At 60.6% G+C, this 25819-nt stretch carries 27 protein-coding genes and 3 pseudogenes; 6 read left to right on the top strand and 24 right to left on the bottom strand.

The annotated features are described in order from the left end of the window. Positions 1-7: 7 nt before the first annotated feature. A pseudogene (locus tag IPP03_09820) lies at positions 8-1094 on the bottom strand (sigma 54-interacting transcriptional regulator). On the opposite strand from IPP03_09820, the pseudogene ccoG reads away from it, so the two are divergent. Then, positions 1093-2615 (top strand): annotated as a pseudogene (ccoG, locus tag IPP03_09825) (cytochrome c oxidase accessory protein CcoG). The pseudogenes IPP03_09820 and ccoG overlap by 2 nt on opposite strands. On the opposite strand, the gene IPP03_09830 reads toward ccoG, so the two are convergent. The 11 genes from IPP03_09830 to IPP03_09880 form a co-directional block, all read right to left on the bottom strand. Then, a complete protein-coding gene (locus IPP03_09830) occupies positions 2580-3443 on the bottom strand; it encodes an alpha/beta fold hydrolase (GenBank protein MBL0352933.1) in 864 nt (287 codons plus the stop codon). The pseudogene ccoG and the gene IPP03_09830 sit on opposite strands and share 36 nt — an antisense overlap. Then, entirely contained in the window at positions 3443-4387 is a 945-nt protein-coding gene (locus IPP03_09835; GenBank protein ID MBL0352934.1) for a C4-dicarboxylate ABC transporter, read from the bottom strand. Before IPP03_09835 ends, IPP03_09830 begins: the two co-directional genes overlap by 1 nt. Positions 4388-4520: 133 nt before the next feature. Then, on the bottom strand, positions 4521-4751 hold the full coding sequence (locus IPP03_09840; GenBank protein MBL0352935.1) for a thioredoxin family protein: 231 nt from the start codon (positions 4749-4751) through the stop codon (positions 4521-4523). After that, on the bottom strand, positions 4748-5263 hold the full coding sequence (locus IPP03_09845; GenBank protein MBL0352936.1) for a disulfide bond formation protein B: 516 nt from the start codon (positions 5261-5263) through the stop codon (positions 4748-4750). Before IPP03_09845 ends, IPP03_09840 begins: the two co-directional genes overlap by 4 nt. 11 nt (positions 5264-5274) lie before the next feature. Beyond that, the gene (locus tag IPP03_09850) at positions 5275-5967 is read right to left on the bottom strand and encodes a cytochrome c biogenesis protein CcdA (protein MBL0352937.1); all 693 of its coding nucleotides are present in this window, start codon (positions 5965-5967) and stop codon (positions 5275-5277) included. 1 nt (position 5968) lies between these two features. Beyond that, positions 5969-6379 carry a thioredoxin family protein gene (locus IPP03_09855; GenBank protein MBL0352938.1) on the bottom strand — a complete coding sequence of 137 codons (411 nt, stop codon included), beginning with the start codon at positions 6377-6379 and terminating at the stop codon, positions 5969-5971. Between the two features lie 12 nt (positions 6380-6391). Further along, a complete protein-coding gene (locus IPP03_09860; GenBank protein ID MBL0352939.1) occupies positions 6392-7447 on the bottom strand; it encodes a permease in 1056 nt (351 codons plus the stop codon). Positions 7448-7824: 377 nt separating this feature from the next. After that, complete coding sequence (locus IPP03_09865) at positions 7825-8223, bottom strand: hypothetical protein (protein MBL0352940.1); 399 nt, start codon at positions 8221-8223, stop codon at positions 7825-7827. Between the two features lie 42 nt (positions 8224-8265). Further along, positions 8266-8862, bottom strand: a complete 597-nt coding sequence (locus tag IPP03_09870; GenBank protein ID MBL0352941.1) for a formylmethanofuran dehydrogenase — start codon at positions 8860-8862, stop codon at positions 8266-8268. 67 nt (positions 8863-8929) lie between these two features. After that, positions 8930-9862: a cation transporter gene (locus IPP03_09875; protein ID MBL0352942.1), complete on the bottom strand. Its 933-nt coding sequence runs from the start codon at positions 9860-9862 to the stop codon at positions 8930-8932. Positions 9863-9899: 37 nt separating this feature from the next. Continuing rightward, positions 9900-10640, bottom strand: a complete 741-nt coding sequence (locus tag IPP03_09880) for a sulfite exporter TauE/SafE family protein (protein ID MBL0352943.1) — start codon at positions 10638-10640, stop codon at positions 9900-9902. Here IPP03_09880 and IPP03_09885 point away from each other — a divergent pair. Next, on the top strand, positions 10639-10812 hold the full coding sequence (locus IPP03_09885) for a hypothetical protein (protein ID MBL0352944.1): 174 nt from the start codon (positions 10639-10641) through the stop codon (positions 10810-10812). The two genes, IPP03_09880 and IPP03_09885, sit on opposite strands and share 2 nt — an antisense overlap. Before the next feature lie 11 nt (positions 10813-10823). Here IPP03_09885 and sigZ read toward each other — a convergent pair whose 3' ends face one another. From sigZ to IPP03_09905, 4 genes are read right to left on the bottom strand one after another with little or no spacing between them, the layout of a single operon-like run. Next, the gene (gene sigZ, locus IPP03_09890) at positions 10824-11369 is read right to left on the bottom strand and encodes an RNA polymerase sigma factor SigZ (protein MBL0352945.1); all 546 of its coding nucleotides are present in this window, start codon (positions 11367-11369) and stop codon (positions 10824-10826) included. Next, positions 11366-11782, bottom strand: a complete 417-nt coding sequence (locus IPP03_09895) for an OsmC family protein (protein MBL0352946.1) — start codon at positions 11780-11782, stop codon at positions 11366-11368. The genes sigZ and IPP03_09895 overlap by 4 nt, the downstream gene beginning before the upstream one ends. Before the next feature lie 14 nt (positions 11783-11796). Then, on the bottom strand, positions 11797-12852 hold the full coding sequence (gene arsB, locus IPP03_09900; GenBank protein MBL0352947.1) for an ACR3 family arsenite efflux transporter: 1056 nt from the start codon (positions 12850-12852) through the stop codon (positions 11797-11799). Beyond that, a complete protein-coding gene (locus IPP03_09905) occupies positions 12849-13349 on the bottom strand; it encodes an arsenate reductase ArsC (GenBank protein MBL0352948.1) in 501 nt (166 codons plus the stop codon). The genes arsB and IPP03_09905 overlap by 4 nt, the downstream gene beginning before the upstream one ends. Before the next feature lie 314 nt (positions 13350-13663). On the opposite strand from IPP03_09905, the gene IPP03_09910 reads away from it, so the two are divergent. From IPP03_09910 to IPP03_09920, 3 genes and pseudogenes are all read left to right on the top strand, one after another. Further along, positions 13664-14506, top strand: coding sequence for a hypothetical protein (locus tag IPP03_09910; protein ID MBL0352949.1), 843 nt, complete (start codon positions 13664-13666; stop codon positions 14504-14506). A gap of 255 nt (positions 14507-14761) precedes the next feature. Then, positions 14762-15355: pseudogene (locus tag IPP03_09915) on the top strand (inorganic phosphate transporter). 11 nt (positions 15356-15366) lie between these two features. Then, a complete protein-coding gene (locus IPP03_09920; GenBank protein MBL0352950.1) occupies positions 15367-16020 on the top strand; it encodes a DUF47 family protein in 654 nt (217 codons plus the stop codon). Positions 16021-16026: 6 nt separating this feature from the next. On the opposite strand, the gene IPP03_09925 is transcribed toward IPP03_09920, so the two are convergent. From IPP03_09925 to IPP03_09960, 8 genes are read right to left on the bottom strand one after another with little or no spacing between them, the layout of a single operon-like run. Next, positions 16027-16266 carry an RNA-binding S4 domain-containing protein gene (locus IPP03_09925; GenBank protein MBL0352951.1) on the bottom strand — a complete coding sequence of 80 codons (240 nt, stop codon included), beginning with the start codon at positions 16264-16266 and terminating at the stop codon, positions 16027-16029. 34 nt (positions 16267-16300) lie between these two features. Further along, positions 16301-18712, bottom strand: a complete 2412-nt coding sequence (locus IPP03_09930; GenBank protein ID MBL0352952.1) for a DEAD/DEAH box helicase family protein — start codon at positions 18710-18712, stop codon at positions 16301-16303. Then, on the bottom strand, positions 18709-19716 hold the full coding sequence (locus IPP03_09935; GenBank protein ID MBL0352953.1) for a Fic family protein: 1008 nt from the start codon (positions 19714-19716) through the stop codon (positions 18709-18711). The genes IPP03_09930 and IPP03_09935 overlap by 4 nt, the downstream gene beginning before the upstream one ends. Positions 19717-19769: 53 nt before the next feature. Continuing rightward, entirely contained in the window at positions 19770-20975 is a 1206-nt protein-coding gene (locus IPP03_09940; protein ID MBL0352954.1) for a restriction endonuclease subunit S, read from the bottom strand. Further along, positions 20972-22426 carry an N-6 DNA methylase gene (locus tag IPP03_09945; GenBank protein MBL0352955.1) on the bottom strand — a complete coding sequence of 485 codons (1455 nt, stop codon included), beginning with the start codon at positions 22424-22426 and terminating at the stop codon, positions 20972-20974. The genes IPP03_09940 and IPP03_09945 overlap by 4 nt, the downstream gene beginning before the upstream one ends. A 23-nt stretch (positions 22427-22449) precedes the next feature. Further along, positions 22450-23124, bottom strand: a complete 675-nt coding sequence (locus IPP03_09950) for a lactate utilization protein C (protein ID MBL0352956.1) — start codon at positions 23122-23124, stop codon at positions 22450-22452. Continuing rightward, positions 23121-24077, bottom strand: a complete 957-nt coding sequence (locus IPP03_09955) for a D-2-hydroxyacid dehydrogenase (protein MBL0352957.1) — start codon at positions 24075-24077, stop codon at positions 23121-23123. Before IPP03_09955 ends, IPP03_09950 begins: the two co-directional genes overlap by 4 nt. Then, the gene (locus tag IPP03_09960; GenBank protein ID MBL0352958.1) at positions 24077-24775 is read right to left on the bottom strand and encodes an aldehyde dehydrogenase family protein; all 699 of its coding nucleotides are present in this window, start codon (positions 24773-24775) and stop codon (positions 24077-24079) included. The genes IPP03_09955 and IPP03_09960 overlap by 1 nt, the downstream gene beginning before the upstream one ends. A 285-nt stretch (positions 24776-25060) precedes the next feature. On the opposite strand from IPP03_09960, the gene IPP03_09965 reads away from it, so the two are divergent. Next, a complete protein-coding gene (locus tag IPP03_09965) occupies positions 25061-25789 on the top strand; it encodes an IclR family transcriptional regulator (protein ID MBL0352959.1) in 729 nt (242 codons plus the stop codon). Positions 25790-25819: the final 30 nt, after the last annotated feature.

Below are 25819 nucleotides of genomic sequence, written 5' to 3' on the forward strand. Positions count from 1 at the left end.
TAGAGCGTCAGCTGACTGATGCCAAGGCGCTCGGCCAGCATCGGCAGGTCGTTTCTTGGCTGGGCGCCATTGCCCAGTCGAGGTAGCGCTTTTCCAGCGTTCCCAGAGCAACCAGCTCGGCCAGTTGAAAGGTGCCGCTGGCATCCAGCGGCGCGGGCGGAATGTCCTCGGGCATTTCCATAAGGTGCAACCGGTCGATGGAATCGCCATCTGCAAGCAGTGTGGCGCGCTCGATCAAGTTGCGCAATTCCCGGATATTGCCGCTATAACGGCGGCCGGCAAGCCATGCGAGGGCTGACGGGGTGGACTTGCGGTCGGACTTGCGATCAACCCGTTCCAGCAACGAGGTGGCCAGCAACGGGATGTCGTCGGCGCGCTCGTGCAGGGCTGGCGTGCGGACCGGAAAGATGTTGATCCGGAAGCAAAGGTCGCGGCGGAAACTTCCGTCCTGGACCATGGGGCGCAGGTCGCGGTGGGTCACCGTAATCAGCCGGAAATCGGCGGGCAGCCACTCGAGTCCACCGACCCGGCGATAGGTGCCGGTTTCGAGCAGGCGCAGCAGCTTAACCTGTAGCGCAAGCGGTAGTCCACCAATCTCATCGAGAAACAACGTGCCGCCGCTGGCTGCTTCGACCAGCCCCTGCTTACGGTGGGTGGCGCCGGTGAAGGCGCCAATTTCATAGCCGAAAAGTTCGCAGTCGAACAGTGTTTCGGTCATTCCAGCGCAGTCGACCGCAACAAATGGCCCCTCCACGCGGGCGCTGGCCTCATGAATGGCGTGGGGGAGCAGTTCCTTGCCGGTTCCCGTCTCGCCGAGCAGTAATACCGAAGCATCGGAGGGCGCGACGTGCAGTACCTTTTCCAGCATCGCCACGAAGGCCGGCGAACTTCCCACCAGCCCCTGCGCCGCCCGGCTGCTGGCCCTGGCGAACGACACGCATGGTTTCGACGAAATAGACGATCTGCCCCTGATCGTTGTGAACCGGCCTCGTTTTGACATCGACATGCTCTTCGCCACGCGGCGTATGGTGTAGATGCAGGACACGCTGCGGCACGCCGGCTTCCAAGTTTTTCAAATTGTCCGGAAGACCGATGAGTCAGCCCGAAGCCAGTGCCCTGCCAGGAACACCCGCCCCCGTATCATTCTACGAAAAGCGTAAGAAAATCTATGCTAAGGGTGTCCGCGTATTCTTCGACAACTGGCGGATCACGCTGGTCATCTTCACGCAGATTTTGTTCTACGTCAGCCCGTGGCTGGTGTGAAACGATCGCCAGGCGATTCTGTTGCATCTGATCGAGCGCAAGTTTTACATCTTCAGCCTGGTTTTCTGGCCGCAGGATGTCATCTATCTGGCTGCACTACTGATCGTATCGGCCTATGCACTGTTCCTGGTTACTGCCGTCGCCGGACGCCTGTTCTGCGGTTACGCCTTTCCGCAGACGGTCTATACCGAGATTTTCATGTGGATCGAAAACCGGATCAAAGGCGACCGCAACGCGCGCATGAAACTCGACAAGGCGCCGCTCAACGCCCGCAAGCTGCGCATCAAAGGGACCAAGTTCCTGCTCCGGGCCATTTTTTCGTTGTGGACCGGGTTCACCCTGGTCGCCTGTTTTACGCTGGGCAAGGAACTGATGGAATCGGTGCCTGCCGGCAACCTCGACGCTTGGGAAGTCTTCTGGATCTTTTTCTACGGTGGCTTCACCTACCTGTTCGCCGGCCTTATTTACGAGCAGGTGTGCGGGTACATGTGCTCCTACGTATGCTTCCAGAGCGTGATGTTCGACCCCGACACGCTGGTCATCACATAAGACCCCGAGCGCTGCGAGACTCGCGGCATGCGCAAGAAGGGTTCGATGCCAAGGCCGCCGGACTCGGCGATTGCATCGACTGCGGACAATGTGTCGTCGTCTGCCCGACCGGGATCGACATCCGCAAGAGGTTGCAATACTAATGCATCGGTTGCGCTGCCTGCATCGATGACTGCGATCAGGTTATGGACAAGGTCGGCCTGTCGCGCGGCCTGATCCGCTATTCGACCGAAAGCGCCATGGCCCAGCAGCTCGGCAAGCAGGAAATCCTCGGTCACATCATCCGTCCGCGCATCCTGCTCTACACCGCCATTCTGCTGCTCATTACCGGCCTTTCAGTATGGTTCCTGGCGCAGCGCATTCCGCTCAAGGCGGACATCATCCGCGACCGCTCGATGCTGGCTCGCGAGACCAACGATGGCCGGATCGAAAGCATCTTCATGCTGCAGATCATGAATACCGAAGAGCAAGCGCACCGCTACAAGCTTACGGTCGACGGCCTGCCTGAGGTGAAAATTTCTGGCTCCAACGAAGTCGATGTTCCGCCCGCCACGCTGCAATCCTTCAACACCATTCTCAGCGTGTCGCCCGATGCCGGCAAGCCGGGCGCCAACCAGGTCCACCTCGAAATCACGGCCCTCGACAACCCCGACATCAAGGTCCGCGAGAAAGCCTCTTTCCTCCTGCCCCGACGCCAATCAGGGCAACCCTCTTGGGGCAGGATTTCGATCCCGCCCTATTTTTCGGCCAATGCCGGGGAGGATGAGTCACCCAGTCGCCGGCATCTTGAAGGCCTGCTTTAGGAAGCGCAGCAACGAAGGCATCTGCCGGCCGGCATCGCCGTAATCGTCGTGGCTGCCGGGAATCAGCAGCAGTTCGACCGCATCGCTGGCGCGCGCGGCGTAAATCTCGCGTGCCTCGGAAACCGGCACGGTAGCGTCTTCCAGACCATGCACGATAAGTACAGGGCAGCCGACCCGGGCAATGGTATTGCATGGGGCAATTGCCGCGAAACGGTAACCGATCACGTGCTGAACATAAACCAGAATGTAGGCGCCGAGCGGCCAATAGGGGATGTGCAGGGCAGCCACCCAGCGCCGCATCATCGTCGCCGGATGCGCGAAGGCTGCCAGGCTTACCACTGCCCGCAGTGCCGGCTGCCGTATCGCAGCCAGCAGCGCCGCGCCGGCGCCGACCGAATGGCCGATCACCCCGAGTTGTGCGGGATCGACCTCGGCTTGCCGGCGCAGCCAGGCCAGTCCGGCCTCGATATCCTCGGCAAAGCGAGGCAGCGAGGCGAAGGTGTCGCCGTCGCTGCTCCCGTGACATCGTGCAGCGACCAGCAACAATGTGTAGCCCGCCGCATGCAGAGGCGCCACCAGCGGCAGCATCATTCCGGCATTGCCGCCCCAGCCATGCATGACGACCAGCGCCGGCGCGCCCTGAGCGGCCGGAATGAACCAGGCGAACAGTTGCTTGCCATTAGCAGTCGGCAGGCGCACTTCGCGCCACGGCAAATCACCGGGATCGGCAGTTTCGGCGACGCGCACCGCGCTCAAGCCGCGCCGGATGGCAAAATTCAGCGCCAGCCAGTTCGCCGCGATAACGGCCAGCAGCCACCACCAAGCCATCAGAGGTGCGGCTGGAAGATGGCGCCGCTCGCCACGCCGCGCGCTGTGCGCAGCGCCGTGATGGCCCACAACGCGCAGAGCAGCAACCAGGCGGCAACGCCGACCGCAAAGGTCGTTCCCCAGCCGAGAATCTTGGTCAGGCGCAGGCTCTCGGTGACAAAAGCGCCGAGCGGGAAGGTGAAACCCCACCACGAAAGCGCGAACGGCAACTGGCCCGCCGTGCGCGCCGCCAGGGTCAGCAGGCTGGCCATGACCAGCCACCAGACACCATAACCCCAGAACATCAGCATCATCACCGTCGCCGCCTCGCGAGCCACCGGGAATGGTAGCTGCTCGAGCAGGTTCATCAAGCTGACGGGGATGACACCGATCGGCGCCAGATGAATCCACACGGTAGGCGTCAGGATGCCCTGGGCCGGCTTGTGCAGGTATTTGCGGGATAGCGTGATGCCGAGCAGGCCAACGTACATCATGCTGCCGGCGCCTAAGCTGATGGCGTTCACTGTCAGGGTGAGTTCGCGCAGTGCCTCCGGCATTTGCGGCAGGAGCGGCGCGCCGGCTAGCGGCACCACGACAAGACCCACCGCCGGAATAAACTGCGCCGGCGTCACATGCTCGACGAGCACATGCTCCCCGCGGAACATGAAGAAAAGAATGGCGAAGCTGAATATGAAAGTCATCAGGACGCCGAGCCACCACAGCGTCAGCGCGACCGCGACGAAAGGCGTGAAGACCAGCCATTGCGCGGCCAGGACCAGCAGGGCGATCGAAAAGGTCGGGTAGAAATTGGCCTGAACCGGATGTTTGAGCGTCTGCAACGCGGCATCCGGAAAACGCAGCCAGCGCGTCAGCCACGGAAGCGCGAGAACACCGGTGCCCATGACCGCCGCAAACCAGCCGGGGGCGAAGCTCTTGGCAATCTCGGAAAATGAAGGGTAGGCCATGGGTATCCCGATAAATCAGAATTTGCTTATTTTACATGGTCGACCGTGACACACTCAAGGCGGGAAAGAGCCCGCCTGACATCGCACCGGAGCGGTGCCTGTTGAATGTCCTTCTTTTTCCGGCACGAGCGATCTACAACCAGCCGGCAATTTTGGCACGGTCGGGAATTCCACCGGCGTGCACCACCTTGCCATCGACTACCACGCCCGGCGTGGACATCACGCCATATTTCATAATTTCCGGCAGGTCTTCAACTTTGGACAGCGCAATGCTTGCGCCTTGTTCCTTCGCGACTTCCTCGATCAGCTTGACAGTGGTCTTGCAGTTGGCACAGCCGGTGCCTAGCACCTTGATGTCTTTCATGATGCTTTTCCTTTCCAGAGGGAAATTAAGTAAATAAATGCCGCTACGGCGAAACCCGTGAAGGCGACAAACGACCAATTAGCCAGCGACAGGCCAAAGATGACCAGTTCCTTGCTCTCGCAGAAACCGGTTGCCATGAACGGCGTGGGCCAGCGTACGCCCAGCCATTCGACCAGACGTTCGATCAGATTTGGCTCAGCACCGGAGCAGCCCCCGACAAGTTCGGGAAACCACTGCTCCCAGCTTTGAAAACCGGCCACCGCCATGCCGCTCAGCGCCATCAAGCCGCCCGCAGCGACCCAGAGCCGGCCGGCGGGCCGCCAGACAAACCAACCGCCCAGCGCAAAGCAAACGGCCAGGAATAACTGCTGGAGACGCTGGAAGATGCAAAGATGGCAGGGATTCAGGTGCAACCACTCGGTGAGCACAATGGCCGTCGCGACCAGGGCCACGGCGGCAAGGCTCAGCAGCCACAGGCCCCGCCTTGGGTAACGATGCGCAAGGCGAAGCAACCCGGCGAGCACTACAGCACTTCCCACAGCAGATAGGCGCCATAGGCCAGCAGCAGTCCACCGGCAAGCCGAACAAAGGTCTTGCCGACACCAGCCGCCAGTCGGGAGCGCGCCAGCCACTGGGCAAACCCAATGGAGGAACCCGCCGCCAGCAACAAGGCACCATGGCCGACTGCGTAGGCGAACATCAGCAAGACACCGAACGTCGGTTCGCTCTGGCTGCCGATGACGCTCAGGATGCCCAGCAGCACCGGCGTCGCGCACGGTACAAACACGACCCCTGACAAACCGCCGGCAATGGCTGCGCCCAGCGCGCCACGCCAGCGCAACGGCGGCATGGCGCAACTGAGTTGGCCCAGTCCCGGCAAGCGCCAGATTCCCAACAGATGTGCCCCGAACACGATAGCCAGCAGTGCCATGGCGATCTGCCAGGTCGGCCCGGACGGCCCGAAGATGGCACCAGCCGTCACCATTACCACCGCTGCTGCGGTGAACGTCAGCGCCATGCCCAAAACAAAAGCCAGGGTATAGCCAAAGGCCCGCCAGCGGTTAGCGTCCGCGTAGCCGCCGACATAGCCAACAACCAGGGGAACCGCAGCAATGGCACAGGGCGAAGCCGAGGACGCAATTCCGGCCAACAAGGCTGATGAAAGGGCTAGCGCAGGATGGCTGGCCAGAAGAAGGTCAAGTTCGCCGAATACCATCTTAATCGCAATCTTCTGTGAACCCCAATTGCCGAACGATCTCGGGTTGCGCCATACCGCCCGGATGGCGCTCGATTTCCCGGCCATCCGCCGCGAAAAAGATCTGTGTTGGCATCATGCGGATATTGAACGGGCCGGCTGCCGCGTAGTCCTGGTTCAGATCAATCACGATGACATGGGCCCGGCCTTGCAGTTCGAGCGCCGTCGCTTCCAGGATGGGCTTCATGTTGCGGCAGGTCGTACAGGAGGTCGCACCGAATTCCACGATGGTCGGCAGCCCCGTCTGTCGGGCGTTCTCAATCAATTGGAGACCCGGCGAAGGGCTCAGTTTTTCTGCACAGGCGGCCATGCTCAGACAAGCCTCCAGCAAAGCGCCCAACAACAGCAGGCGACGATAAGAAATGACCGCCATTGGATTCACCGCTTACAGCACCAGATTGAACACGTAACCGACGAGCAGGATGCCGCAGGCCACCACACCGGCGAAGGCGGCGATCAGCGGAATTTTCAGCACCTTGCGCAGGATAATCACCTCGGGTAACGACAGCGCAATGACGCTCATCATGAAGGCGAGCACAGTGCCGAGAGCGGCGCCCTTGCCGATCAGCGCCTCTACAATCGGAATGATCCCGGCCGCATTGGTGTACATCGGCACGCCGATCAGAACGGCGGCCGGCAGCGACCACCAAGGTGCATCCTTGCCCATGATCGAAGCCATGAAGTCCTCGGGCACATAGCCATGAATGGCGGCACCAAGCGCAATGCCGACCATGATGTAAGGCCAGACCTTGCCGACAATTTCCTTGACGTGGTGCCAGCCAGCCTCAAAGCGACCTACCCAGCTCATGCTCTCGCCCTGGAACTCCGGCGCCGTACCAGCCAGGATGCCCTGTACCCAGTCTTCAAGGTAACGCTCCATCTTCAGCTTGCCGATCACCAGGCCGGCGACGATGGCCACGATCAGACCCAGTCCAAGGTAGAGCGCCGCCACCTTCCAGCCGAACATGCCGAAGAGCAGCACCAGCGCCACTTCATTGACCATCGGCGCCGAAATAAGGAAGGAAAAGGTCACGCCGAGCGGCACGCCGGCCGAGAGAAAGCCGATGAACAGCGGCACCGCCGAGCAGGAGCAGAAAGGGGTGACGATACCGAGGCTCGCGGCCAGCACATTGCCGACCCCGACTCGCTTGCCGGAAAGCATCGCCCGGGTGCGCTCGGGCGAGAAAAAAGTCTGGATGATACCCATCACGAAAACAATGCCAGTCAGGAGCAGCAGCACCTTGGGCGTGTCGAAGAAGAAAAAATGCACTGCCTCACCGAGATGGGTGCCGTGGGCGAGCCCGAGGGCAGCAATTACGGCATCGGCAAACTCGGTCAAGTGGCTGTAGACCGCTAGCCAGAGGGTGCTAAAGAAAGCTATGCCAATAAGCCACAGGGGCACGCCAGGCGGCTTTTTTTCAATCAGGGTCGGGGTGGTCATCGGCGAACTCGGTTCGTTTTGTAACGTTGGTGACAAGGGGACGCAAGTGATCACGAAAAGATGCAGATAATTGGAAAAAATAGTTAGCTAGCCCCACCAAACTCAAGGCGGCGCCTCTCCATCAAGACCTGCAGTCTCTTAACCAGGATGTCGAAAGCGGGCTATTTTTCCGGGGCTAAATCATCATCCAGCATCGCTTGCGATATCTGGCCAACAATCTGATCAATTCGTTGATCACCCAGCGGTGGCCCATCGGGCACCGGGCAACCGGCCAACCGGGAACAAACTCTTGAAAACAGACGGGGATGCGCAGTCATTCATGATCAATGGCCTTGCCAACAACTCCCATAAAGCATTTTGCGCTCAGTAACGTGTGTTCAGGAGGCTCTATCCTGCTCCTGTTCCGCTTCAAAGAGCATCGTCGCCAGCGAAGTCAGCCCCTCTTTCTGGGCCGCCTCGGAAATTTCCTCCAGGCTTGCCCCGCTGTCGATCAGACGCGCCGTCTCGCATGCCGGCGGCAGTTCCTGACGGAAGGCTTTCAGACGCTCGGTCACCGCACCGGTAACACGTGCGGTACTTTCCAAGGGCGAACCGTCCTGGTCGCCCCCTTCCTCACAGGCCTCAAACAATGCACCGGCCAAGGCATGCAAACCTTCCTCGGTAGCACAGGCCGAAATCTCTTCGGGGCCGGCGCCCCGGGCGATGGCGGCGGCGGTCTTGCTGTCGTTGGGCAGCGTGCCTTCAAACGACGCCAGTATTTGCTTGATCAGATCCATGTCAGTCTCCTTGTTATGAATTTAGCAGGATAAATATTGCGCTCAATAACCTGAGCAGGGAATACAAACCGGTTGCCCATCCTTGGTCCGGACATAGCGTTCGAAAACGTACTCGCCACAGGCGCTGCATTTGGTCTTGTTGAACGACCCCTTGACCGGGGTGAACTTGAAATCAGGCCGCTCTTCGATGGCGAAGATGAAATCATCGTCCATACCGTAAACCCAGTTGAGCACTTCTTCGCGCGCCTCGACCGGGATTTGCGAAGGCTCCATGCCCTGCTTGCGGAAGGCGAAAAACGGGAATTTGCCCATGGCGTCGACGAAATCCGGTTTGAGGGCGTAACGCACCGCACCCTTGCCCGGCTTGTAGAAGGTTGCCGCCAATTTTCCGTAGAAGGTTTTGGCGATCATCACCTTGCCGTAAGTGGCGCCAGTGGCAACCTGCAGACCATCCATCAGGCAGGTTTGCGGGTGACCTTCGCCGAGTTCCGGGAAGACAAAGAAACCATGGTCCGGCTCGCGTTCAACGCCCAGCTTCTCCATGGCCAAGCGGCCCATGCGGTAGCCCAAGGGCATGAACGGACATTGGTGACCATGAAATTCGAATGCCCAGGCGGGAGGAATGAATGTGGTGGTCATGATCTTCTCCTTAAAAGGTGTTCCTGACTCTGTAGACGTAGCGCCGCGCGAAAGGATGCAGGTTCGATCAGCGCCGAATGAAGTTCACCGGCTCGGCCTGAATGCGGCGGATCGACTCCGGTTGAAAGGTCACATGCTCAATGCTCAGGTGTTCGGCAATCTCGCTCAGCGCATGCAGTATTTGCGGCCAACTCGCAAGGTCTTCGAGGCGCACATGGGCCGACAAGGCCAGCCGCTCGGCGCCAATCGGCCAGACATGCAGATCATGGACTTCCCGTACCCCCGGAACACCGGCCAGCCGGCGCCCCAGATCCCCTAGGTCGATGTGCGCCGGGACGCCATCCAGCGTGCCGTGCAACGCTTCCTTGAGCAGCCTGACGCTCGATGAAAGGATCAAGCCGCCAATCAGCAGCGAGAGCAGCGGATCAATCGGTGTCCAGCCGGTAAAGTAGATGACGCCACCCGCGACAATCGCCGCCACCGAACCCAGCGCATCGCCCATGACGTGCAACAGTGCGGCACGAACATTGAGGTTCTGCTCACCGCGGGAGAGTATCCAGGCCACCAGCAGATTGATCCCCAGCCCGATCAGCGCCACCACGCCCACGGTGGCACCATCAATCAGCGCCGGGGATTGCAGACGTTGCCAGGCTTCCCAGCCAATGAAAAAGACTACGACCAACATCGAGATCGCGTTGATCAGTGCAGCTAGCAGTTCACTCTTGCCCAGACCGTAGGTGTGACGACGGCTCGGTGGCAAGGATGCCAGCCAGGCCGCCAGCGCGGAAAGCCCCAGTGCGGCGCCATCGGTGACCATGTGCCCGGCATCGGCAATCAGGGCAAGCGAGCCGGCGCGCCAGCCGGCAATCAGTTCGACGACGGAAAAGCCAAGCGTCAGGATCAGCGCGATGCCCAAAGTTCGTCCTGTTGCGCTGTGTTGATGACTGTGGCCGTGGTCGTGGCTGTGGTCGTGTTCAGCCGGGTGGTCATCGCGCTCCATATTGATTGTGCTCATGAACCCTTCACAGAAAGCGGACTTACAACAAGCCCCAAGCGGTCTTGATCGCAACGGCGATCAGCACCAGGGCAATGATTCGTTTCAATTGATCGGCGCGCAGCTTCTCACTCGCCAGCCAGGCACCCAGCGCGGCACCGGCGGCTGTCGCCAACCCGGTGGCCAAGAGTAGCGCGGTACTGAGTTCGGCAACCTGAACATGGGCGAGAAACCCTGAGAGCGACGCAAAAATCACGACAAACGATGCGCTCGCCGATGCCCGTTTCGGCTCCAGGCCGGTCGCCACCAGCGCAGGAACGATAATGTTCCCACCGCCGACGCCGAGCAATCCACCGACAAAACCGGCGACACCGCCAACCGGCACGCCAATCAGCATGCCGGCCCGGGTGGAGCTTGGTGCCGGCCGGGGCTGCGGCCGGTAAAAAAGCATCATGCAGCTGGCGAAGAGCAGAAATCCCACAAACAACCAGAGCAACAGGGCACGTTCCAACCCTTGTCCAACATGGACACCGACAGGCGAAGCAAGGACGGCGACCAGCAGCATCGGCAACACCAACCGCCAGGCAACCAGCCCCTTGCGAACGAATGTGAACGAGGCGATGCTCATGCCAATGGCGTTGAGCAAAAGTGCCGTGGCCATCGCGGCATGCAGTTCCACGCCAAAGGCCAGAAAGACCGGAATCAGTACGAAGGCAGCCCCAACGCCGGCCATGGAGAGGACTGTGGTTAGCGCGAAGGTAATTAGGGCAGCAATGGTCAACATGGATTGTTACCAGAATGAAGCTACCTTGGGAGACGACACTATCGCTCAAAAGATGCATGCGGAAAATTCATTTATCGCTGCGGATAGTGCATGGCTCAGAAACTTCGGCTGGCAGCCCAAAATTTCGGCAACAGCTGTCAGCAATATAGACCCGGCGCTTTCAGCACTTTAAGTTTGAAAAAATCACTCCCCAATCGCCGGTCTGGGAACGAAGCAGCAGACTTCACCGTTGTCATCAAAGCTGACTTTGCAGGCGGTCACCAGTTGCTCACGCAAGCGCAGACGCGCCCGCTGAATCCGTGACTTGGCACCAGGCAGGGAAATACCCAGGCGCTCGGCCAGCACCTGTTGCGAATGCCCTTCGATATCGCACAGCGTGATTGCCAAGCGGTCCTCGGCAGATAATTCGGAGAGTACCCGGGGCAGGCATTGACTGAGGTCGTCCACGACAGGATGTTCGTCTGGATTGGGGGCTGGCACATCTGCCGGTAGCGGGATGTGTTCCCGGGCACAGCGCAAGCGATCCGCCAAGGCATTGCGGGCTACCTGAAAAAACCAGGCACGCGGATTTTCAATCGAACAGAACAGGGCACCCTGACGCATCGCCTTCATAAAGACCTCCTGCAGGAGGTCATCGGCCTCGTCCTGACAGCCGGATCGATGGCGCAGATAGCCCCGCAATTCGGCCATGTGGTTCGACCAGGCGGTGAGCAGGCAAGGAACGGTCATGGCTGATCCGGCAAACCCCGTCGCAGGGTACCCGCCATTTCGCATCCCTGGGCGAGGGTATTGAAGACCGTGCCGTACTTTTTCAGGTTTTCGTGCAGCAGTTCCAGCCGGCGATCCGGTTCATCGCTATCGACCCAGACTGTGTATTCGATACGCACCATTTTCGGTGGCGCATCCTGCCGCCAGCCACGAATCCGAACCGCCACGCCACGAAAGTCAAACTTGAGGATGGGCGCAACCCGCTCGATGCTCTTCAGCATGCAGGCGGAAAGCGACGTCAGCAAAAGTTCGGCGGGATTGAAGGCATCTTCCCGGCCGTCGAGATTGGTGTCGAGGGGAATTTCGGCGCACTTTGCCATGGCCACGCTACCGTGAGCCGAAAGGCGTTGGGAAAATACTTCATATTCGAGCATGACGGCTCCTCAAGCTATGCCTCGGCTTCTCCAGCAAAAAACCGTTTCTTGAGCCATAGCGATACTGTCACCAGCCCGATCATCACCGGCACCTCAACCAGTGGCCCGATAACGGCCGCAAAGGCGGCGCCGGAGTTGATGCCATACACCGCGACGGCCACAGCAATGGCCAGTTCGAAGTTGTTGCTGGCTGCGGTGAAGGACAGGGTTGCACATTTCTTGTAACCGGCGCCGATCTTTTTACTCATATAGAAGGAGATGAGGAACATCACCACGAAATAGATCAGCAGTGGAATGGCAATGCGCACCACATCCATCGGGATGGTGACGATCAGCTTGCCCTTCAGGCTGAACATGACGACGATGGTGAACAGCAGCGACACCAGGGTGATCGGCCCGATCTTCGGGACGAAATGGGTGTGATACCAGTCCTTGGTCACGAAGCGCAGCATGATGACGCGAGTCAGGATGCCGGCGATACAGGGGATGCCAAGGTAGATGAAGACGCTTTCGGCGATCTGGCCAATCGAGATATCGACGATTGCTCCGGTCAACCCGAAAAAAGGCGGCAAAACGGTGACGAACAGCCAGGCGTAGACGCTGAAAAACAGCACCTGGAAGATCGAGTTGAAGGCAACCAGACCGGCCGCGTACTCAGTCGAGCCTTTGGCGATCTCGTTCCAGACAATCACCATGGCGATGCAGCGGGCGAGGCCGATCATGATCAGGCCGACCATGTACTCCGGCTTGTCAGGCAGGAAGATGACCGCCAACGCAAACATCAGGAGCGGCCCGACGATCCAGTTCTGGATCAGTGACAGGCCGAGCACCTTCTTGTCGGCAAAGACATCGGGCAGCTCCTCGTAACGCACCTTGGCGAACGGCGGATACATCATCAGGATCAGCCCCAGCGCAATCGGAATATTGGTCGTCCCGACCTGGAAGGAATTGATGAAATCCTCGACCCCGGGCAGGAAATAGCCCAGCCCGATGCCCAGCCCCATCGCCGCGAAAATCCAGACAGTGAGATAGCGATCGAGAAACGAGAGTTTTTGGGTTACCGCGCTCATTGCCCGACCTGTTCATGGATTTCCCGCGCCGCAGCGACGATTGCCGCGGTCGACATCGTTTCGAGGGGCAATTTTACGAAGGCCGCGATACGCCTTGCGAGCTGGCTGTATGCCGCCTCGAAGGCGGCACGCTGCGCTTCCGGCGGCTCGATCTGCGTCAGATCGGCAATCCCCCAGTGCGCGGTCGCCGGATGACCGGGCCACACCGGGCAAGCCTCGCCGGCGGCGGCGCAGACGGTAAAGATGAAATCGAACTGCGGCGCGCCCGGCCCGGCGAACTCAACCCACGACTTGCTGCGAGGAATTCCCGTGCCCGACCATGACACACCGTGCGCCGCCAGGGTCTCGAGCGCCAGCAGATCGACCTCGCCGCTCGGCTGGCTACCGGCGGAAAAGGCATGAATCCGCCCATGGCCGAGATGATTGAACAAGGCCTCGCCAAGAATCGAGCGAGCCGAATTGTGGGTACACAGCACCAGAACGTTGAATGTCTTCATGGTCCGCCTTGCGTGGCACAGGATTCAAGAAAGTCGCCGAACTTGCCGGTCAGTGGTCGAGCCAGCCCCGGACAAACAACGGGACACCTGTCGCGGAGAGTTCAAATTCGACATTTTCATAATAATCGAAATATAGCATGACTTCAAGAACTCTGCCCCGTCCCCTGCGGCAACCGCCACAGCATCGCTGCCGTCAGCGACCGAGAGCGTGCTACCATTATCGACCGCACGTAGCGGGACCGTTTAAAATCGGGGCAATGTCCCTCCAGGAAACACCCCGCTCGCAAAACGCCCTGCTCCTCGAGATTGCCGAGTTGAAGCGTCAACTGGCAGACGAAACTTCCCGTACGCAGCGCTCCCTGCTCCTGGCGATTGCCGCTTCACTGCTCCTGCATGGCCTGGTCTTGCTGATTCCGCGCCAGGAACCCAAGGCAGAACGCGCCGCCACCCGCCTCGAAGCGTCGTTAGCAGTGCCGCCCCCGCAACTGCCGGCATTCGAACCGCCCCCCACGCCGGCCGCGATCAAGCCGGCCACACCCGCCAGGCGGCCGGCACGGCGGCCGGTGATCGCCATCGACAAGTCGAGGGCGCCTGCCGCATCCGGCACGACCCGGAAATGGACGATCGCGCAGAAGGAGGAAATGAGCAGCTTCCTGCGTGAACTGGAACGCCAGCCTCAGGCCAGCCCGCGCCCCAGCCTCGCCCAACGCTCGCTGGCGATGGCCCGCGAATACGGCCGCCAGCAGGCGCGCCAGGAACAGGAAGGCAGCGAGATTCTCGAGCGCCTGCCGAACAGCGAACCGCCCGATCCGTTCAGCCTGGAAATGTATCTCGATGCGCTGGTCAAGAAACTTAATCGCAGCGCCGGCTTCGTGCGCAATGACCCACGGACGCGAGGCCTGAAGAACGCGGCGGTACGGGTGCGCCTCAACCCCGACGGCTCGTTGCAAAGTTTCAAGATTCTCAACGCCGGCGATCAGCAGGACCAGATCGCCTTCATCAGATCGGTCGTCGAGCAGTCGGTGCCCTTCGCTCCCTTCCCCTCCGACCTGCGCCGTTCGGCGAAGTCGCTGAACATGACCATCTGCATTCAGCCAAGCCAGTCAGGGAGTGGCGGCTTCGGTTTTTCGCGCCTTCCCGACGGCAGGGGATGCTGAGCGGGCCGTGGCGAATGGCGCGCCCCGAAAAACTTGCGCTATATTCGCGCCACTTGGACGAGGGGGACGACAAATGCCATGGCGGCAATCTCCCGCCCGCCCCCGAATCACAAGTGCCAGCAATGCAACAGTGGTGGAACGATGGTTGATCCGAATGTCCATTTCTGACTAGCCGTCATCGCCGTCGTAATCGCCCTGTTCTTCGATTACATCAACGGCTTCCACGATGCCGCCAACATCGTCGCGTCGCGCTCCATGTCCCCGGCGCAGGCAGTAATCATCGTCGGCGTCTTTGAGTTTCTCGGCCCACTGCTCGGCGGCACCGCCGTCGCCAACACCATCGGCCGTTTCGTCACGCTTGGCGAGGTCTAGGCTGTCCTGTCGCTGGTGATCCTGATCTGTGGGCTGCTCGGCGCCATCGTCTGGAACCTCACCACCTGGCACTTTGGCATCCCACCGTCATCATCGTACGCCCTCGTTGGCGGCTTTGCCGGGTAGTCGTCGTTTCGGTGGGCGCCGATCACGTGGTCCGGGGCTCCAGCGAACGGGATGCACGGCCACATCACCGGCATCGTCAAGGTGCTCGCCGCGCTGCTCCTGTCGCCGATCGCCGGCTTCGGGGTCGGTTTCCTGATCAAACGCATCTCGGGCGCCATGCTCAATCGGGCCAAACCAGCCGCCAACAGGAGGTTGCGCGGCGCCCATTTCTTCACCGCCGCCGGCCTCGCCTTCGCGCACGGCGCCAACGATGCGCAGAAGAGCATGGGCATCCTGAGCCTGGTGCTGCTGCTCGGCTGCATCATCTGCTACGCCCTGCTCAACCTCTATCTCGGAAATTACAAGCCATGAACGCTTCCGCCATGAATGACCAAGTTGCTCCCGCCGATCATTCCGTCTTTCGCAAGCTGTTCAACCGGGTCTTCCCGAAGATGGGTGACTTTTTTGGTGCGCTCAGCAATCAGTGCAACAAGGTCGCGCAAACCACCGGACTCCTGGTCGAATTCATGGAGACTGGCGACCCGGCGATCGGCGATCGCATCAGTGCCGACGAGCATGCCGCAGCCATGATCAAGGCCCACAACCTGCACGAACGCAACGAAGCCTTCTCGACGCCGATAGACCGCGAGGATCGGCACCGCACGATCATCTACCTCGACGAGATCACCAACTACTGCGAGACTACGGTCAGCGAGATGAACGTTCTCGGCATCGGGACCGACAAGCACTGCCTCGAAATGGCGATGCACATCACGATCGGCACCGACGCGCTGGCGCGTGGCTTCTCTCGCCTCGGCAAGGAATCGGCAGGCGCTGCCGAGGACGCCGACGTCGCGCGCAAGGCAGAGCACAAGGTTGAAAAGGCCTACCGCCGGGCGATTGCCGAACTGTTCCAGGGCGACGACCATGTCAACATGTTCAAGCGCCGCGAAATCTACCGCCACCTGTCGAACGCCGCCGACCGCGTCGCCGCCGCCGCCAATACGCTGGAAGACATCGTCGTCAAGATCGCCTGACCCCGGTCAGCTTGCGGCCGGGCCTTCCGCCTGCGCCGCAACCAGGTTCACCTCTGCGCCGCCGAAACTCACCGTCTGGCCGGGCCGCAATTTTGCCCGTTTTCTGGTGTCGACCGCAGCATCCACCCTGACCCGCCCCTCGGCGATCGCGGCATGCGCTGCCCCGCCCGAATCGCAGAGGCCCGTCGCCTTGAGCAACTGATCGAGTTGAATGTAGTCGCCGCGCACGGCCAGGGTGATGCTCATGATGATTCTCCGCTAGTGAATCGGCGTGCTCAAGTCAGGTAGCCGGTTGTAACTGATACAGGTACTTCTGGAAGCCGCTGAACACCTTCCCGATCTCATCCGGCTTCCCAAGATCAGCCACCGCATCGGCAATCGAGTCGTGGTACTTCAACTTTAGCAGCGGTGTCAGCTTGGCCTGGTCGAGTTCTTCCACGCCGATAGCAACGTAGTGCGACAGCACAAAATCGAGAAACACCTTTTGCCGGGAATTGAAGTTCTCGCTGATCACCGCCATCGCCCGGCCTACACGTTCCTCGCGGGTCAGCGGTTCCAGTGCATAGGCGACATGCGCCAGCACGTCGAACAGGTCACTTTTCTCAGCGTCGATGATTTTCTGCATTTCGCTCAGTTGATCCCTGCCGAAGCCTTTCTCCGCCAACCCTTCGAGCAACTTCCGGCGCGTGTCCGGTGCGCTCCATAGCGTCCGCAGTTCGTCTTCGTCCCTGAAGAAATCGGGCAACTTGCCGAACAACGCCTCCATGAACTGCTGCGCCGACATTGGCGTGCCGTCCAGGTGCCAGAAACTGGTGACCGTCATGTGCTGAATCGTTCGTGACTTGCCATCGGCCAGTTGTACCTTCGCCTTCTTCTTACAAATACAAGGTTGCTGGTGGCACCTCGGGCAAGGGTCTTTCGCGCATTCGCACGGCGACTTGCCACACAGGTAACAGACCGCGGGCGGTTCCTTGATACAGACACAGGGAACGTGATTGCACTTCGCACAAACCTCCGGTTCAACCGGCTCGCCATCCCACTCCGGGTCGCTGAAATGATGGTGCGCCTTCACGAAATCGTAGATCGTGAAGTAATCCTTGCCGTCGAAGAGGCGGGTGCCGCGGCCGATGATCTGCTTGAACTCGATCATCGAATTCACCGGGCGCAGCAGGACGATATTGCGCACGTTCCGCGCATCCACTCCCGTCGAGAGTTTTTGCGAGGTGGTCAGGATGGTCGGAATCGACTTTTCGTTATCCTGAAAATCCCGCAGCCATTGCTCTCCCAGCGCACCGTCGTTGGCTGTCACCCGATGGCAGTAGTTCGGGTCGCTGCCGGTCTTGATCTGGTTGATCAGATCGCGGATCGCCAGGGCATGATCCTGCGTCGCGCAGAACACCAGCGACTTCTCGCGCTGGTCGATCAGCGACATGAAGATCTCGACACGCTTCTTCTCGCGCTCCCTGATCTCGATGATCTTGTTGAAGTCCGACTCTTCGTAACGCTTGCCGGCCTCGACCTCGCCTTCCACCACCTTGTCGTCGGGCGTATAGACATACTCGTCGAGACTGGTGGTGATCTGCTTGACGCGAAACGGGGTCAGGAATCCATCGTTGATGCCTTCCTTGAGTGAGTAGATGAAAACTGGATCACCAAAGTAGGCATAGGTATCCACGTTGCCTTTGCGCTTCGGCGTCGCGGTCAGGCCGAGTTGCACGGCCGGAGCAAAGTAGTCGAGGATGCCGCGCCAGTTGCTCTCGTCGTTGGCGCCGCCACGGTGACACTCATCAATCACGATGAAGTCGAAGAAGTCGGGCGGATACTCGCCGAAGTAGGGAGAAGGATGGCCGTCGCCGTTACCCACTGCGGGTGGCCCGCTCATGAAGGTCTGGAAGATGGTGAAGAAGATGCTGCCGTTCTTCGGCACCTTGCCCTTCTTGCGGATATCCTCGGGCGCGATGCGCACCAGAGCCTTGTCGTCGAAGGCTGAAAAAGCGTTATAGGCCTGGTTGGCCAGAATGTTGCGGTCGGCCAGAAACAGGATGCGTGGGCGCCGTGTTGGCGCGCTTTCGGCTTTCCAGTCAGTCAGATTCCAGCGACTGTGAAACAGCTTCCACGCCAATTGAAATGCGATGAAGGTTTTGCCTGTGCCAGTCGCCAGCGTCAGCAGGATGCGCTGCTGTCCGGCGGCGATGGCTGCCAACACGCGCTCGATAGCGATGTCCTGGTAATAGCGCCCCTGAAAGTAGCCGCCCTTGTCCTCGAACGGCACCGCCGCAAAGCGATCGCGCCAGGCATTCTTGACAGTGAACGTCAGGTTCCACAACTCATCGGGCGATGGGTAACTGGCGATCTCGCCTTCCACGGCGGTTTTCATGTCGATGCCGTAGATGCCCTGTCCGTTGCTGGCATAGGTGAAACGTACCGCCAGCTTGCCGGCGTTGTCCTTGGCCTGAGCCACGCCTTCGGTCAGTGCCTTGTCCCAAGCCTTGGCCTCCACCACCGCCAGCTTGGTGTTGCGGAATTCCAGAACGTAATCCGCCCTCAGCGGCTTGCCGCGCTTTCCCGCGCCTTCCAGACGTCCGAGCGTGATCGGATACTCGCGCCGGATGCGGCTGCCTTCGACCACACCCCAACCGGCCGCAGCGAGGGCGGGATCGATATGTTCGGCGCGGGTTTCGGCTTCGTTCATGCGTTCTTCAAGACATAGCGACCGGTCTTGTTGCCACCGACCTTCTCCACCACGCCTGCATCCAGCAGCGGGCGCAGTAAATCCATCGCCCCCTGCCGCGATACGCCGAGCGCCGCCCATATCTCGGCCGGCGCCATGCCGCCGTGATCGCGCAACAAGTGCAGCAAATGTTCCTGGCGTGGACGCAAAATCAACTTTTCGGAAGAGCCGACCTGCAAGGCTTGAATTCGCAACCACACCCGTTCCAGCGTTTGACGCAATCCCGCCGCACAATATTCCAGCCATGCGCTCAGGTCCTCGCCGGCCTCGCGCACCCCTTGCAGTGCGGCGTAGTAAGCGGGCCGATCCTCCCAGTAGTACTCGTCCACGGCAAAGATGTGATGAGTATCGAAGCCGCGCCGGTAGAGTTCCCACAGTGCCAGCGCGCGCCCGGTACGGCCGTTGCCGTCGGCGAAGGGGTGAATGGCCTCGAAGCGGTAATGCAAAATGGCTGAACTGAGCACGGGAGAAAGCTTTCTGGCCAAGCCGTTCCACCACTCCAGCAGTTCGAACATCAGGCCGGAGACCGCATCAGGCGGCTGCGGAAGGTAATGCCCGACGCGAACGGCAATCATCCGGTATTTCCCGGCTTCGCCCTGATCCATTACCTCACCGGCGAGAATGCGGTGCAGCTCCAGAATGTCCGCATGGCCGATCTTGCTTTTGTCGGCATGCTTTTCCACGTAGCGCAAGCCAGCGAAATAATTGATCACCTCGCGCTTGGGGCGAGCGCCGGGCGTGGAAAGCTCACGTCCCTCTTCCAGCGCGCGCACCTGTTCGAGTGTCAGCGGGTTGCCCTCGATCGCCGTCGAAGCATGGACGTTGCGGGTGCGGGTGTCTTTTTGCAGGGCGGGAATCCAGGCCAGATCCACCACCGCGCTCTGGATGCGCTCGCGCAACGCCGCCACCTGCTCGACTTCGGCCAGCAGGGCCGGGGTGATGGTGAATTGCGGAGCGTAGGCCATGCGAAAAGACTAATCAAGAGTCAAGTATGAGTCAAGTTTTGTGTCAAGCCGATTCACAGCGCTCCGCTGAAGGCCTGGTGCAGCAAGGATTTTTTCAGGGCGCCGAGGGCGGTGAGTTTTTGCTGGTAGAGGGATTCGAGGCGTTTGGTTTCGACGGTCAAAGCTGCAAGTAGAATGACGATGCGATTTTGCTTAGTGGTCGATGTCGGAAATGAGACGACAACTTGGCCAATCTTGGTTGGAGATGTATGCCGAACTTTTACGCCGGAAGCACTGCTGTGAATTGCCTTCCGAACGTTCCGAGTATTGAAGACATGGAAGAAAAATTCATTCGTCCATGCTGCACATGGTTTCGGGGTGACGAGGCCTAGACGCTGGTTGTGCAGGAATCTGTCGGACTCTGGTACGAGAATGGGGCTGCCAAGCAAACCAGCGGCTTGCTCTGTCATGGCTACGAGCAAGTCGCCTTCATTGAGTACGTAGTCGCGTGGAATTTCGCCTGTGTAGTATTTCTGCTTCTCACCCCGATCACGATAGCCGCCAGTTTCATAGAAGTTGCCCGGTGTGAGCAGTACAAAGTCACCTTCGTTGCTGAAAAACGCGCCCTCGAAGGCATAGCCATGTTTGATGTCGCAGAGTTCAGCAAGTGGCTTTTGGTCCCAACCCTCACCCTGCTCCGTGAAAACCGATTGCAGATGGCTCTCGAACAAGGCGCGGGCGTTCTGGAGGTTCTTTTCGGCGTTGGCTTTGGCAGTGGCGATGCCGTCGAAGACTTCGTCGAGGATGGCGACGATGCGGTGCTGTTCGGGGAGCGAGGGGGTTGGAACTTGCAGTGACTTTACGAACGAGAGTTTTACACCTTGAACCGTCGCACCAGTTCCCTCAGCGATGATGATGTCTGCAATGCTCTTGAGCCACCTAAACAAGAAACCAACCGACAATGAATTAGGATCCCGAGGAATGATCCCGCGCAGGTCTTGATTGATGGCGGTATCTTGACCAAGCAAGCACGCCTTGCCTAAGCCGACGCGAGTTGCGATGACGACATTGCCAGTCGGGATAACGTTGGTTGCACTGCTTTGAACCGCCGCTCTTGTAATCCGGCACTCAGTTTCAGTAATCACTTCTTGGCGCATATCTCGGACAGTGGCCCAAGGAATGTCACCAGAGTAGTACGCAGGATTGTCTTTTGGCGGCGTACCACCACCAACGACTTCACAAAGGTCGCCTAAGCTTTTCTTTTGCCACCCTGCCTTCATAGCAACGCCCGAATAGTCGCCAGCACCGCCGCGCTCTCGGCATCCAGCATGGCAATCTCATCCATGATGGCCTGTGGGCTGCGATGGATTATTTCTTCGCCGCCGTTCGGGTTCTTCACCGACAAGTCGTAGGTCGCCGTGGCAATCGTCGCAGCATCGACGCTCCAGCTTTTCGCGCTGTCGGCCTCTGTCTTTTGCAGTTCGACAAACTCGGCGAGATCAGCATCGTTGAGCGGGTTGGTCTTGCCCATGTTGCGGCCTGGATCGAGCTGGTAGTACCAGACCTTGCGTGTCGGCGAACCCTTCTCGAAGAACAGCACGACGGTTTTGACACCCGCGCCCTGGAAGGTGCCACCGGGGCAGTCCAGTACGGTGTGCAGGTTGCAGGATTCCAGCAGCAGCTTGCGCAGGCTCACCGAGGCATTGTCGGTGTTCGACAGAAAGGTGTTCTTGATGACCACGCCAGCCCGGCCGCCGGCCTTGAGCATCTTGATGAAGTGTTGCAGGAACAGGAAGGCAGTTTCGCCGGTACGGATCGGGAAGTTCTGCTGCACCTCCTTGCGTTCACCGCCGCCGAAGGGCGGATTGGCGAGGATCACGTCCATGCGATCCTTGTCCTGAATGTCGGCGAGGTTCTCGGCCAGGGTGTTGGTGTGGATGATGTTGGGCGCTTCGATGCCGTGCAGGATCATGTTCATGATCGCAATCACGTAGGCCAGCGGCTTCTTTTCCTTGCCGTAGAAGCTGCGCTCCTGGAGCGTCTTGAGATTATCGGCCGTTAATCCGGGTTGACCGCGCAAGTGGTCGAAGGCTTCGCAGAGAAAGCCGGCCGAACCGCAGGCACCGTCGTAGATGCGCTCGCCGACCCTGGGTTGTACCACCTGTACCATGGCGCGAATCAGCGGGCGCGGGGTGTAATACTCGCCGCCGTTGCGCCCGGCGTTGCCCATGTTCTTGATCTTGGCTTCGTAGAGGTGCGAGAGTTCGTGCTTCTCGGCCTGCGAGCGAAAGCGCAGTTCGTCGATGTGGTCGATGATCTCGCGCAGGGTGTAACCGCTCTGAATCTTGTTCTTGATCTCGCCGAAGATCTCGCCGATCTTGTATTCGATGGTGTTCGGGCCAGTGGCCTTGAGCTTGAAGCCGTGCAGGTAAGGGAATAGCTGGCGGTCGACAAACTCGCGCAGGTCGTCGCCGGTCTGGGCCTTGTTGTGGTCTAACTTGCCGTTTGTATCCTTGGGCGCGGCCCACGATGACCAGCGGTAGTCTTCGTCGAGGATGAAGGCGTACTGCTTGCCCTCCAGTTCGGCCTCCAGCGCCTTGTCCTGCTCCAGCCCGTCGAGATACTTGAGGAACAGCAGCCAGGAAGTCTGTTCGGTGTAGTCGAGTTCGGTGGTGCAGCCGGCCTCGTTGCGCAGGTCGGCGTCGATGTTCTTGAAGGCTTGTTCAAACATGGGAATTTTTCTGGATTCTTGAGTCAGGGCGTTTCGATGATAAGCAGATGCACCCGACACGGCCCATGGGCGCCGAGGACGATGGTTTGCTCGATATCGCCGGTGCGCGATGGCCCGGAGATGAAATTGACGGCGCGTGGAAGGTCGCCACCTTCGGCACGCAGCAGCGCGAAGGCGTCTTCCATCGTGGCAACGATGCGGGCGACCGGCACGATCGCGATATGCGTTTCCGGCAACAAGCTGACGCTGGCCGGCGTCAGCGGGCCGGAAAACAGCAACAAGGTTCCGGTTTCGGCGATGGCGCAGAAACAGCCGGAAATGCCCACTTTATCGGCGTCGACCGCGCCCCGCAGGAAGTGCCCTTGGGGTGCAACACTCTGCGAAATATCGATACCCGCATTCGCCCAGTCGAAGCCGGCAACGTCGCCGGTCGCCACGGCCTGGGGCGGCAGGCCGTGTTCCGCCAGATAACGCGCGACAGCAGCCGGCACCTCCGCAGTGCTGGCGACCCGCTCGACACTGCTGGCCAGCGCCAGTGCCTTGCGCGCAAAACGCTCCGCCAGATCTTTCGCCATAACGGGCTGTGGCCCGCGTTCCCGGGCTTGCATGGTAGCTTCGGTAGCGGCCCGGCGCGCGACTGCATCGCCCTTGCCGAGGCCGGCCCGGACGCGCTGCAGAATTTCCTCGCGGGCGCTCATGCCACCCTGTTCCGGGGATTGCCGGCGACGAAGGCTTCGATGTTGTCGATGAGTTGATCGGCCAGCACCTGCATCGCCGGGCGGCTGGCCCAGGCGACGTGTGGCGTGAGCAGAAAATTGGGCAATGCCAGCAACGCGGGATCGACCATCGGATGCCCTTCCGGCGGCGGTTCTGCGGTGATGACGTCGAAACCGGCGCCGCCGATCCAGTCTTCGCGCAGGGCGCGGATCAGCGCCGCCTCGTCAACCAGACCACCGCGCGCCGTGTTGATCAGCAACGCCGTTGGTTTCATCGCTTGCAGTTCGGCCTCACCGATCAGGTTCTGCGTCTGCGGGGTCAGCGGGCAATGCAGGGTGATTGCGTCGGCTTCGCGCAAGACCCGCGCGAACTCCGTGTAGCCGGTCCGCACTGCGGTGGCGTCCTTGTGTTCGGCGCGCAGCACGCGCATGCCGAAGGCCTCGGCCAGACGGGCGACACCATTTCCGAGGCTGCCGCTGCCGACCAGGCCGAGCGTCGCGCCGTGCAGATCGCGGATCGGATGGTCGAACAGGCAGAACTGGTCGGATTGCTGCCAGCGCCCGGCCTGCACCGAGGCGCGCCAGGCGATCAGGTTGCGCGACAGCGCCAGCAGCAACGCAAAAACGTGTTCCGGGACCGTGTGTTCGGCGTAACCGCGAATGTTGGAGACAACGATGCCGCGCCGCCGGCAGGCATCAAGATCGACGATGTTGGTGCCGGTCGCTGCCACGGCGACCATTTTCAGGTCCGGCAACGCGTCGACCGCAACGCCCGGCAAGGGCACCTTGTTGATGATGGCGATGGTCGCCCCGGCCAGCCGTTCAGCCACCTGCGCGGGCTTGGTCCTGGCGTATTCGACCCAGTCATGGACGAATGACGGCTGGCGGACATCGGCGATCATCGATTCCCTTTCGAGGTAGACGATGCGCTCCATCAGATCGCCTCCATCCGGTACGGCATGCCCGCGGCATCGGCAATGGCCCCGACGTCGGCGCCCAACGCGGCATTGCCGCGATAGATGAGGCAGTCGATCCCAGCCGCGCAGAGTCCGTCGATCGCCTCCCTGTCGCCCTGAATCAGGTTGAGGACACCGGCCGGCCATTCCGCCCGCGCCGACAGTTCGCATAGGGCATAGGCAGTCGATGGCGCCTTCGGGCTCGGCTTGACGACTATCGTCGCCCCCGCCCGTAACACCGGCGCCGCGGCTTCGGCGAATCCGGCTAACGGTCGGGAGGCGTCAACCACGATGGCGACGACGCCGGACTCGCCGACATCGTCACCACGTAGCGCCACCAACGCCTCAGCTACCTCGGCCAGCGCCCGTGCCTCGGTAAATCCGGTCTCGGCGCCAAGCAGCTTGGCGAAGTGGCTGGCGTAGCGATCCAGCGCCGTGGCCAGCGCCTCGAGCGCCGCTTGACGTGCGTCCGCCGTCAGCGCCGCCCAGCCGGGCCACGCATCACGCGCGGACGCCACCGCCTCGGCCGCCTCACCCGCGCCGCACAGCGGCACACGGTACGGCGCTTCACCGGTCAGCGGATTGACGACATCGTGGAAGCGGTCGGTGACGGTAAGAAAGGCGTGACCGTTGACCCACAACGGGATGGCCTTGGGACCCTCGGGTGCAAATTCCATGTTTAGATTCTCTTTCTCGCTGCGTGAATTCATGAAGTGTCCCACTCGGCCGCGCCGCCATCCGCGACACCTGGCAAACACCCCGTCAAGATCGTTGCCGACGAACCGGGGGCGCCTCCGATCAACCAGGTGGGCGACGAATAAAGCCAAGCGCATGCTAATATTGCAGCGCACAAGAGGGAAAGTAGCTAATGCTACTCAAACCACGCCAATAAAGGAATCCAGTTGTCCGAAGCTGCTCGCGGGCCCGCCAAAGCACCCGGCTCGATCCAGGTCATCGAACGCATGATGGCGCTCCTCGATGCCCTTGCCGAATCGCCGGACGCCGCCAGCCTCAAGTACCTGGCCAGTGTCACCGGACTGCACCCGTCGACCGCCCATCGGATTCTCGCGGCAATGAACGCGGCGCGCTTTGTCGAGCGCCAGGACGCCGGCACCTATCGCCTCGGCATCCGCTTGCTCGAGCTTGGCAACATCGTCAAATCGCGGATCAGCGTGCGCGAAGTCGCGCGGCCCTTCATGCAGACGCTGCACGAAACCATCGGCGAAGCGATCAATCTCGGCGTCCGCCACGACGACGAAATCGTCTATATCGAACGCACCTCGTCGGGACGGGCGCTGGTGCGCGTCGTCTATCTGGTCGGCGGCCGCGCGCCGCTGCACCTGACTTCACTCGGCAAGCTGTTCCTGGCCGCCGATTCGCCGCAACAGGTGCGCGATTACGCGCGACGCTCCGGCCTGCCCGGCAAGACGCCGCACTCGCTGACAACGCTGGCGGCACTGGAAAGGGAACTCGACAAGGTGCGTCGTCACGGCATCGCCTACGACGACGAGGAAGCCGAGCTCGGCCTCAAATGTGTCGCAGCACCGATTCACGACGAGGAAGGCCAAACCGTCGCCGCGCTCTCGGTCTCCGCCCCGGCCGACCGTCACGATCCGGACTGGGCGGCGCAGGTCAGAAAGGCCGCCGTGGCGGTCTCGCGCGCCCTCGGCTACACGGGCACAAAAAAATAGGGCTGCCTCGCGGCAGCCCTTCCGTCTGAA

This window comes from Candidatus Dechloromonas phosphoritropha, from assembly GCA_016722705.1.
GTDB classification, from domain to species: Bacteria; Pseudomonadota; Gammaproteobacteria; order Burkholderiales; family Rhodocyclaceae; genus Azonexus; species Azonexus phosphoritrophus.

What these genes read in the sequence shown, in the direction of transcription:
- IPP03_09830 (MBL0352933.1), bottom strand. Translation starts at nt 3,443, where the DNA reads ATGGCTTGGTGGTGGCTGCTGGCCGTTATCGCGGCGAACTGGCTGGCG.
- IPP03_09835 (MBL0352934.1), bottom strand. Translation starts at nt 4,387, where the DNA reads ATGGCCTACCCTTCATTTTCCGAGATTGCCAAGAGCTTCGCCCCCGGC.
- IPP03_09840 (MBL0352935.1), bottom strand. Translation starts at nt 4,751, where the DNA reads ATGAAAGACATCAAGGTGCTAGGCACCGGCTGTGCCAACTGCAAGACC.
- IPP03_09850 (MBL0352937.1), bottom strand. Translation starts at nt 5,967, where the DNA reads ATGGTATTCGGCGAACTTGACCTTCTTCTGGCCAGCCATCCTGCGCTA.
- IPP03_09855 (MBL0352938.1), bottom strand. Translation starts at nt 6,379, where the DNA reads ATGGCGGTCATTTCTTATCGTCGCCTGCTGTTGTTGGGCGCTTTGCTG.
- IPP03_09860 (MBL0352939.1), bottom strand. Translation starts at nt 7,447, where the DNA reads ATGACCACCCCGACCCTGATTGAAAAAAAGCCGCCTGGCGTGCCCCTG.
- IPP03_09865 (MBL0352940.1), bottom strand. Translation starts at nt 8,223, where the DNA reads ATGGATCTGATCAAGCAAATACTGGCGTCGTTTGAAGGCACGCTGCCC.
- IPP03_09870 (MBL0352941.1), bottom strand. Translation starts at nt 8,862, where the DNA reads ATGACCACCACATTCATTCCTCCCGCCTGGGCATTCGAATTTCATGGT.
- IPP03_09875 (MBL0352942.1), bottom strand. Translation starts at nt 9,862, where the DNA reads ATGGAGCGCGATGACCACCCGGCTGAACACGACCACAGCCACGACCAC.
- IPP03_09885 (MBL0352944.1), top strand. Translation starts at nt 10,639, where the DNA reads ATGGATTGTTACCAGAATGAAGCTACCTTGGGAGACGACACTATCGCT.
- IPP03_09880 (MBL0352943.1), bottom strand. Translation starts at nt 10,640, where the DNA reads ATGTTGACCATTGCTGCCCTAATTACCTTCGCGCTAACCACAGTCCTC.
- sigZ (MBL0352945.1), bottom strand. Translation starts at nt 11,369, where the DNA reads ATGACCGTTCCTTGCCTGCTCACCGCCTGGTCGAACCACATGGCCGAA.
- IPP03_09895 (MBL0352946.1), bottom strand. Translation starts at nt 11,782, where the DNA reads ATGCTCGAATATGAAGTATTTTCCCAACGCCTTTCGGCTCACGGTAGC.
- arsB (MBL0352947.1), bottom strand. Translation starts at nt 12,852, where the DNA reads ATGAGCGCGGTAACCCAAAAACTCTCGTTTCTCGATCGCTATCTCACT.
- IPP03_09905 (MBL0352948.1), bottom strand. Translation starts at nt 13,349, where the DNA reads ATGAAGACATTCAACGTTCTGGTGCTGTGTACCCACAATTCGGCTCGC.
- IPP03_09920 (MBL0352950.1), top strand. Translation starts at nt 15,367, where the DNA reads ATGAATGACCAAGTTGCTCCCGCCGATCATTCCGTCTTTCGCAAGCTG.
- IPP03_09925 (MBL0352951.1), bottom strand. Translation starts at nt 16,266, where the DNA reads ATGAGCATCACCCTGGCCGTGCGCGGCGACTACATTCAACTCGATCAG.
- IPP03_09930 (MBL0352952.1), bottom strand. Translation starts at nt 18,712, where the DNA reads ATGAACGAAGCCGAAACCCGCGCCGAACATATCGATCCCGCCCTCGCT.
- IPP03_09935 (MBL0352953.1), bottom strand. Translation starts at nt 19,716, where the DNA reads ATGGCCTACGCTCCGCAATTCACCATCACCCCGGCCCTGCTGGCCGAA.
- IPP03_09940 (MBL0352954.1), bottom strand. Translation starts at nt 20,975, where the DNA reads ATGAAGGCAGGGTGGCAAAAGAAAAGCTTAGGCGACCTTTGTGAAGTC.
- IPP03_09945 (MBL0352955.1), bottom strand. Translation starts at nt 22,426, where the DNA reads ATGTTTGAACAAGCCTTCAAGAACATCGACGCCGACCTGCGCAACGAG.
- IPP03_09950 (MBL0352956.1), bottom strand. Translation starts at nt 23,124, where the DNA reads ATGAGCGCCCGCGAGGAAATTCTGCAGCGCGTCCGGGCCGGCCTCGGC.
- IPP03_09955 (MBL0352957.1), bottom strand. Translation starts at nt 24,077, where the DNA reads ATGGAGCGCATCGTCTACCTCGAAAGGGAATCGATGATCGCCGATGTC.
- IPP03_09960 (MBL0352958.1), bottom strand. Translation starts at nt 24,775, where the DNA reads ATGGAATTTGCACCCGAGGGTCCCAAGGCCATCCCGTTGTGGGTCAAC.
- IPP03_09965 (MBL0352959.1), top strand. Translation starts at nt 25,061, where the DNA reads ATGATGGCGCTCCTCGATGCCCTTGCCGAATCGCCGGACGCCGCCAGC.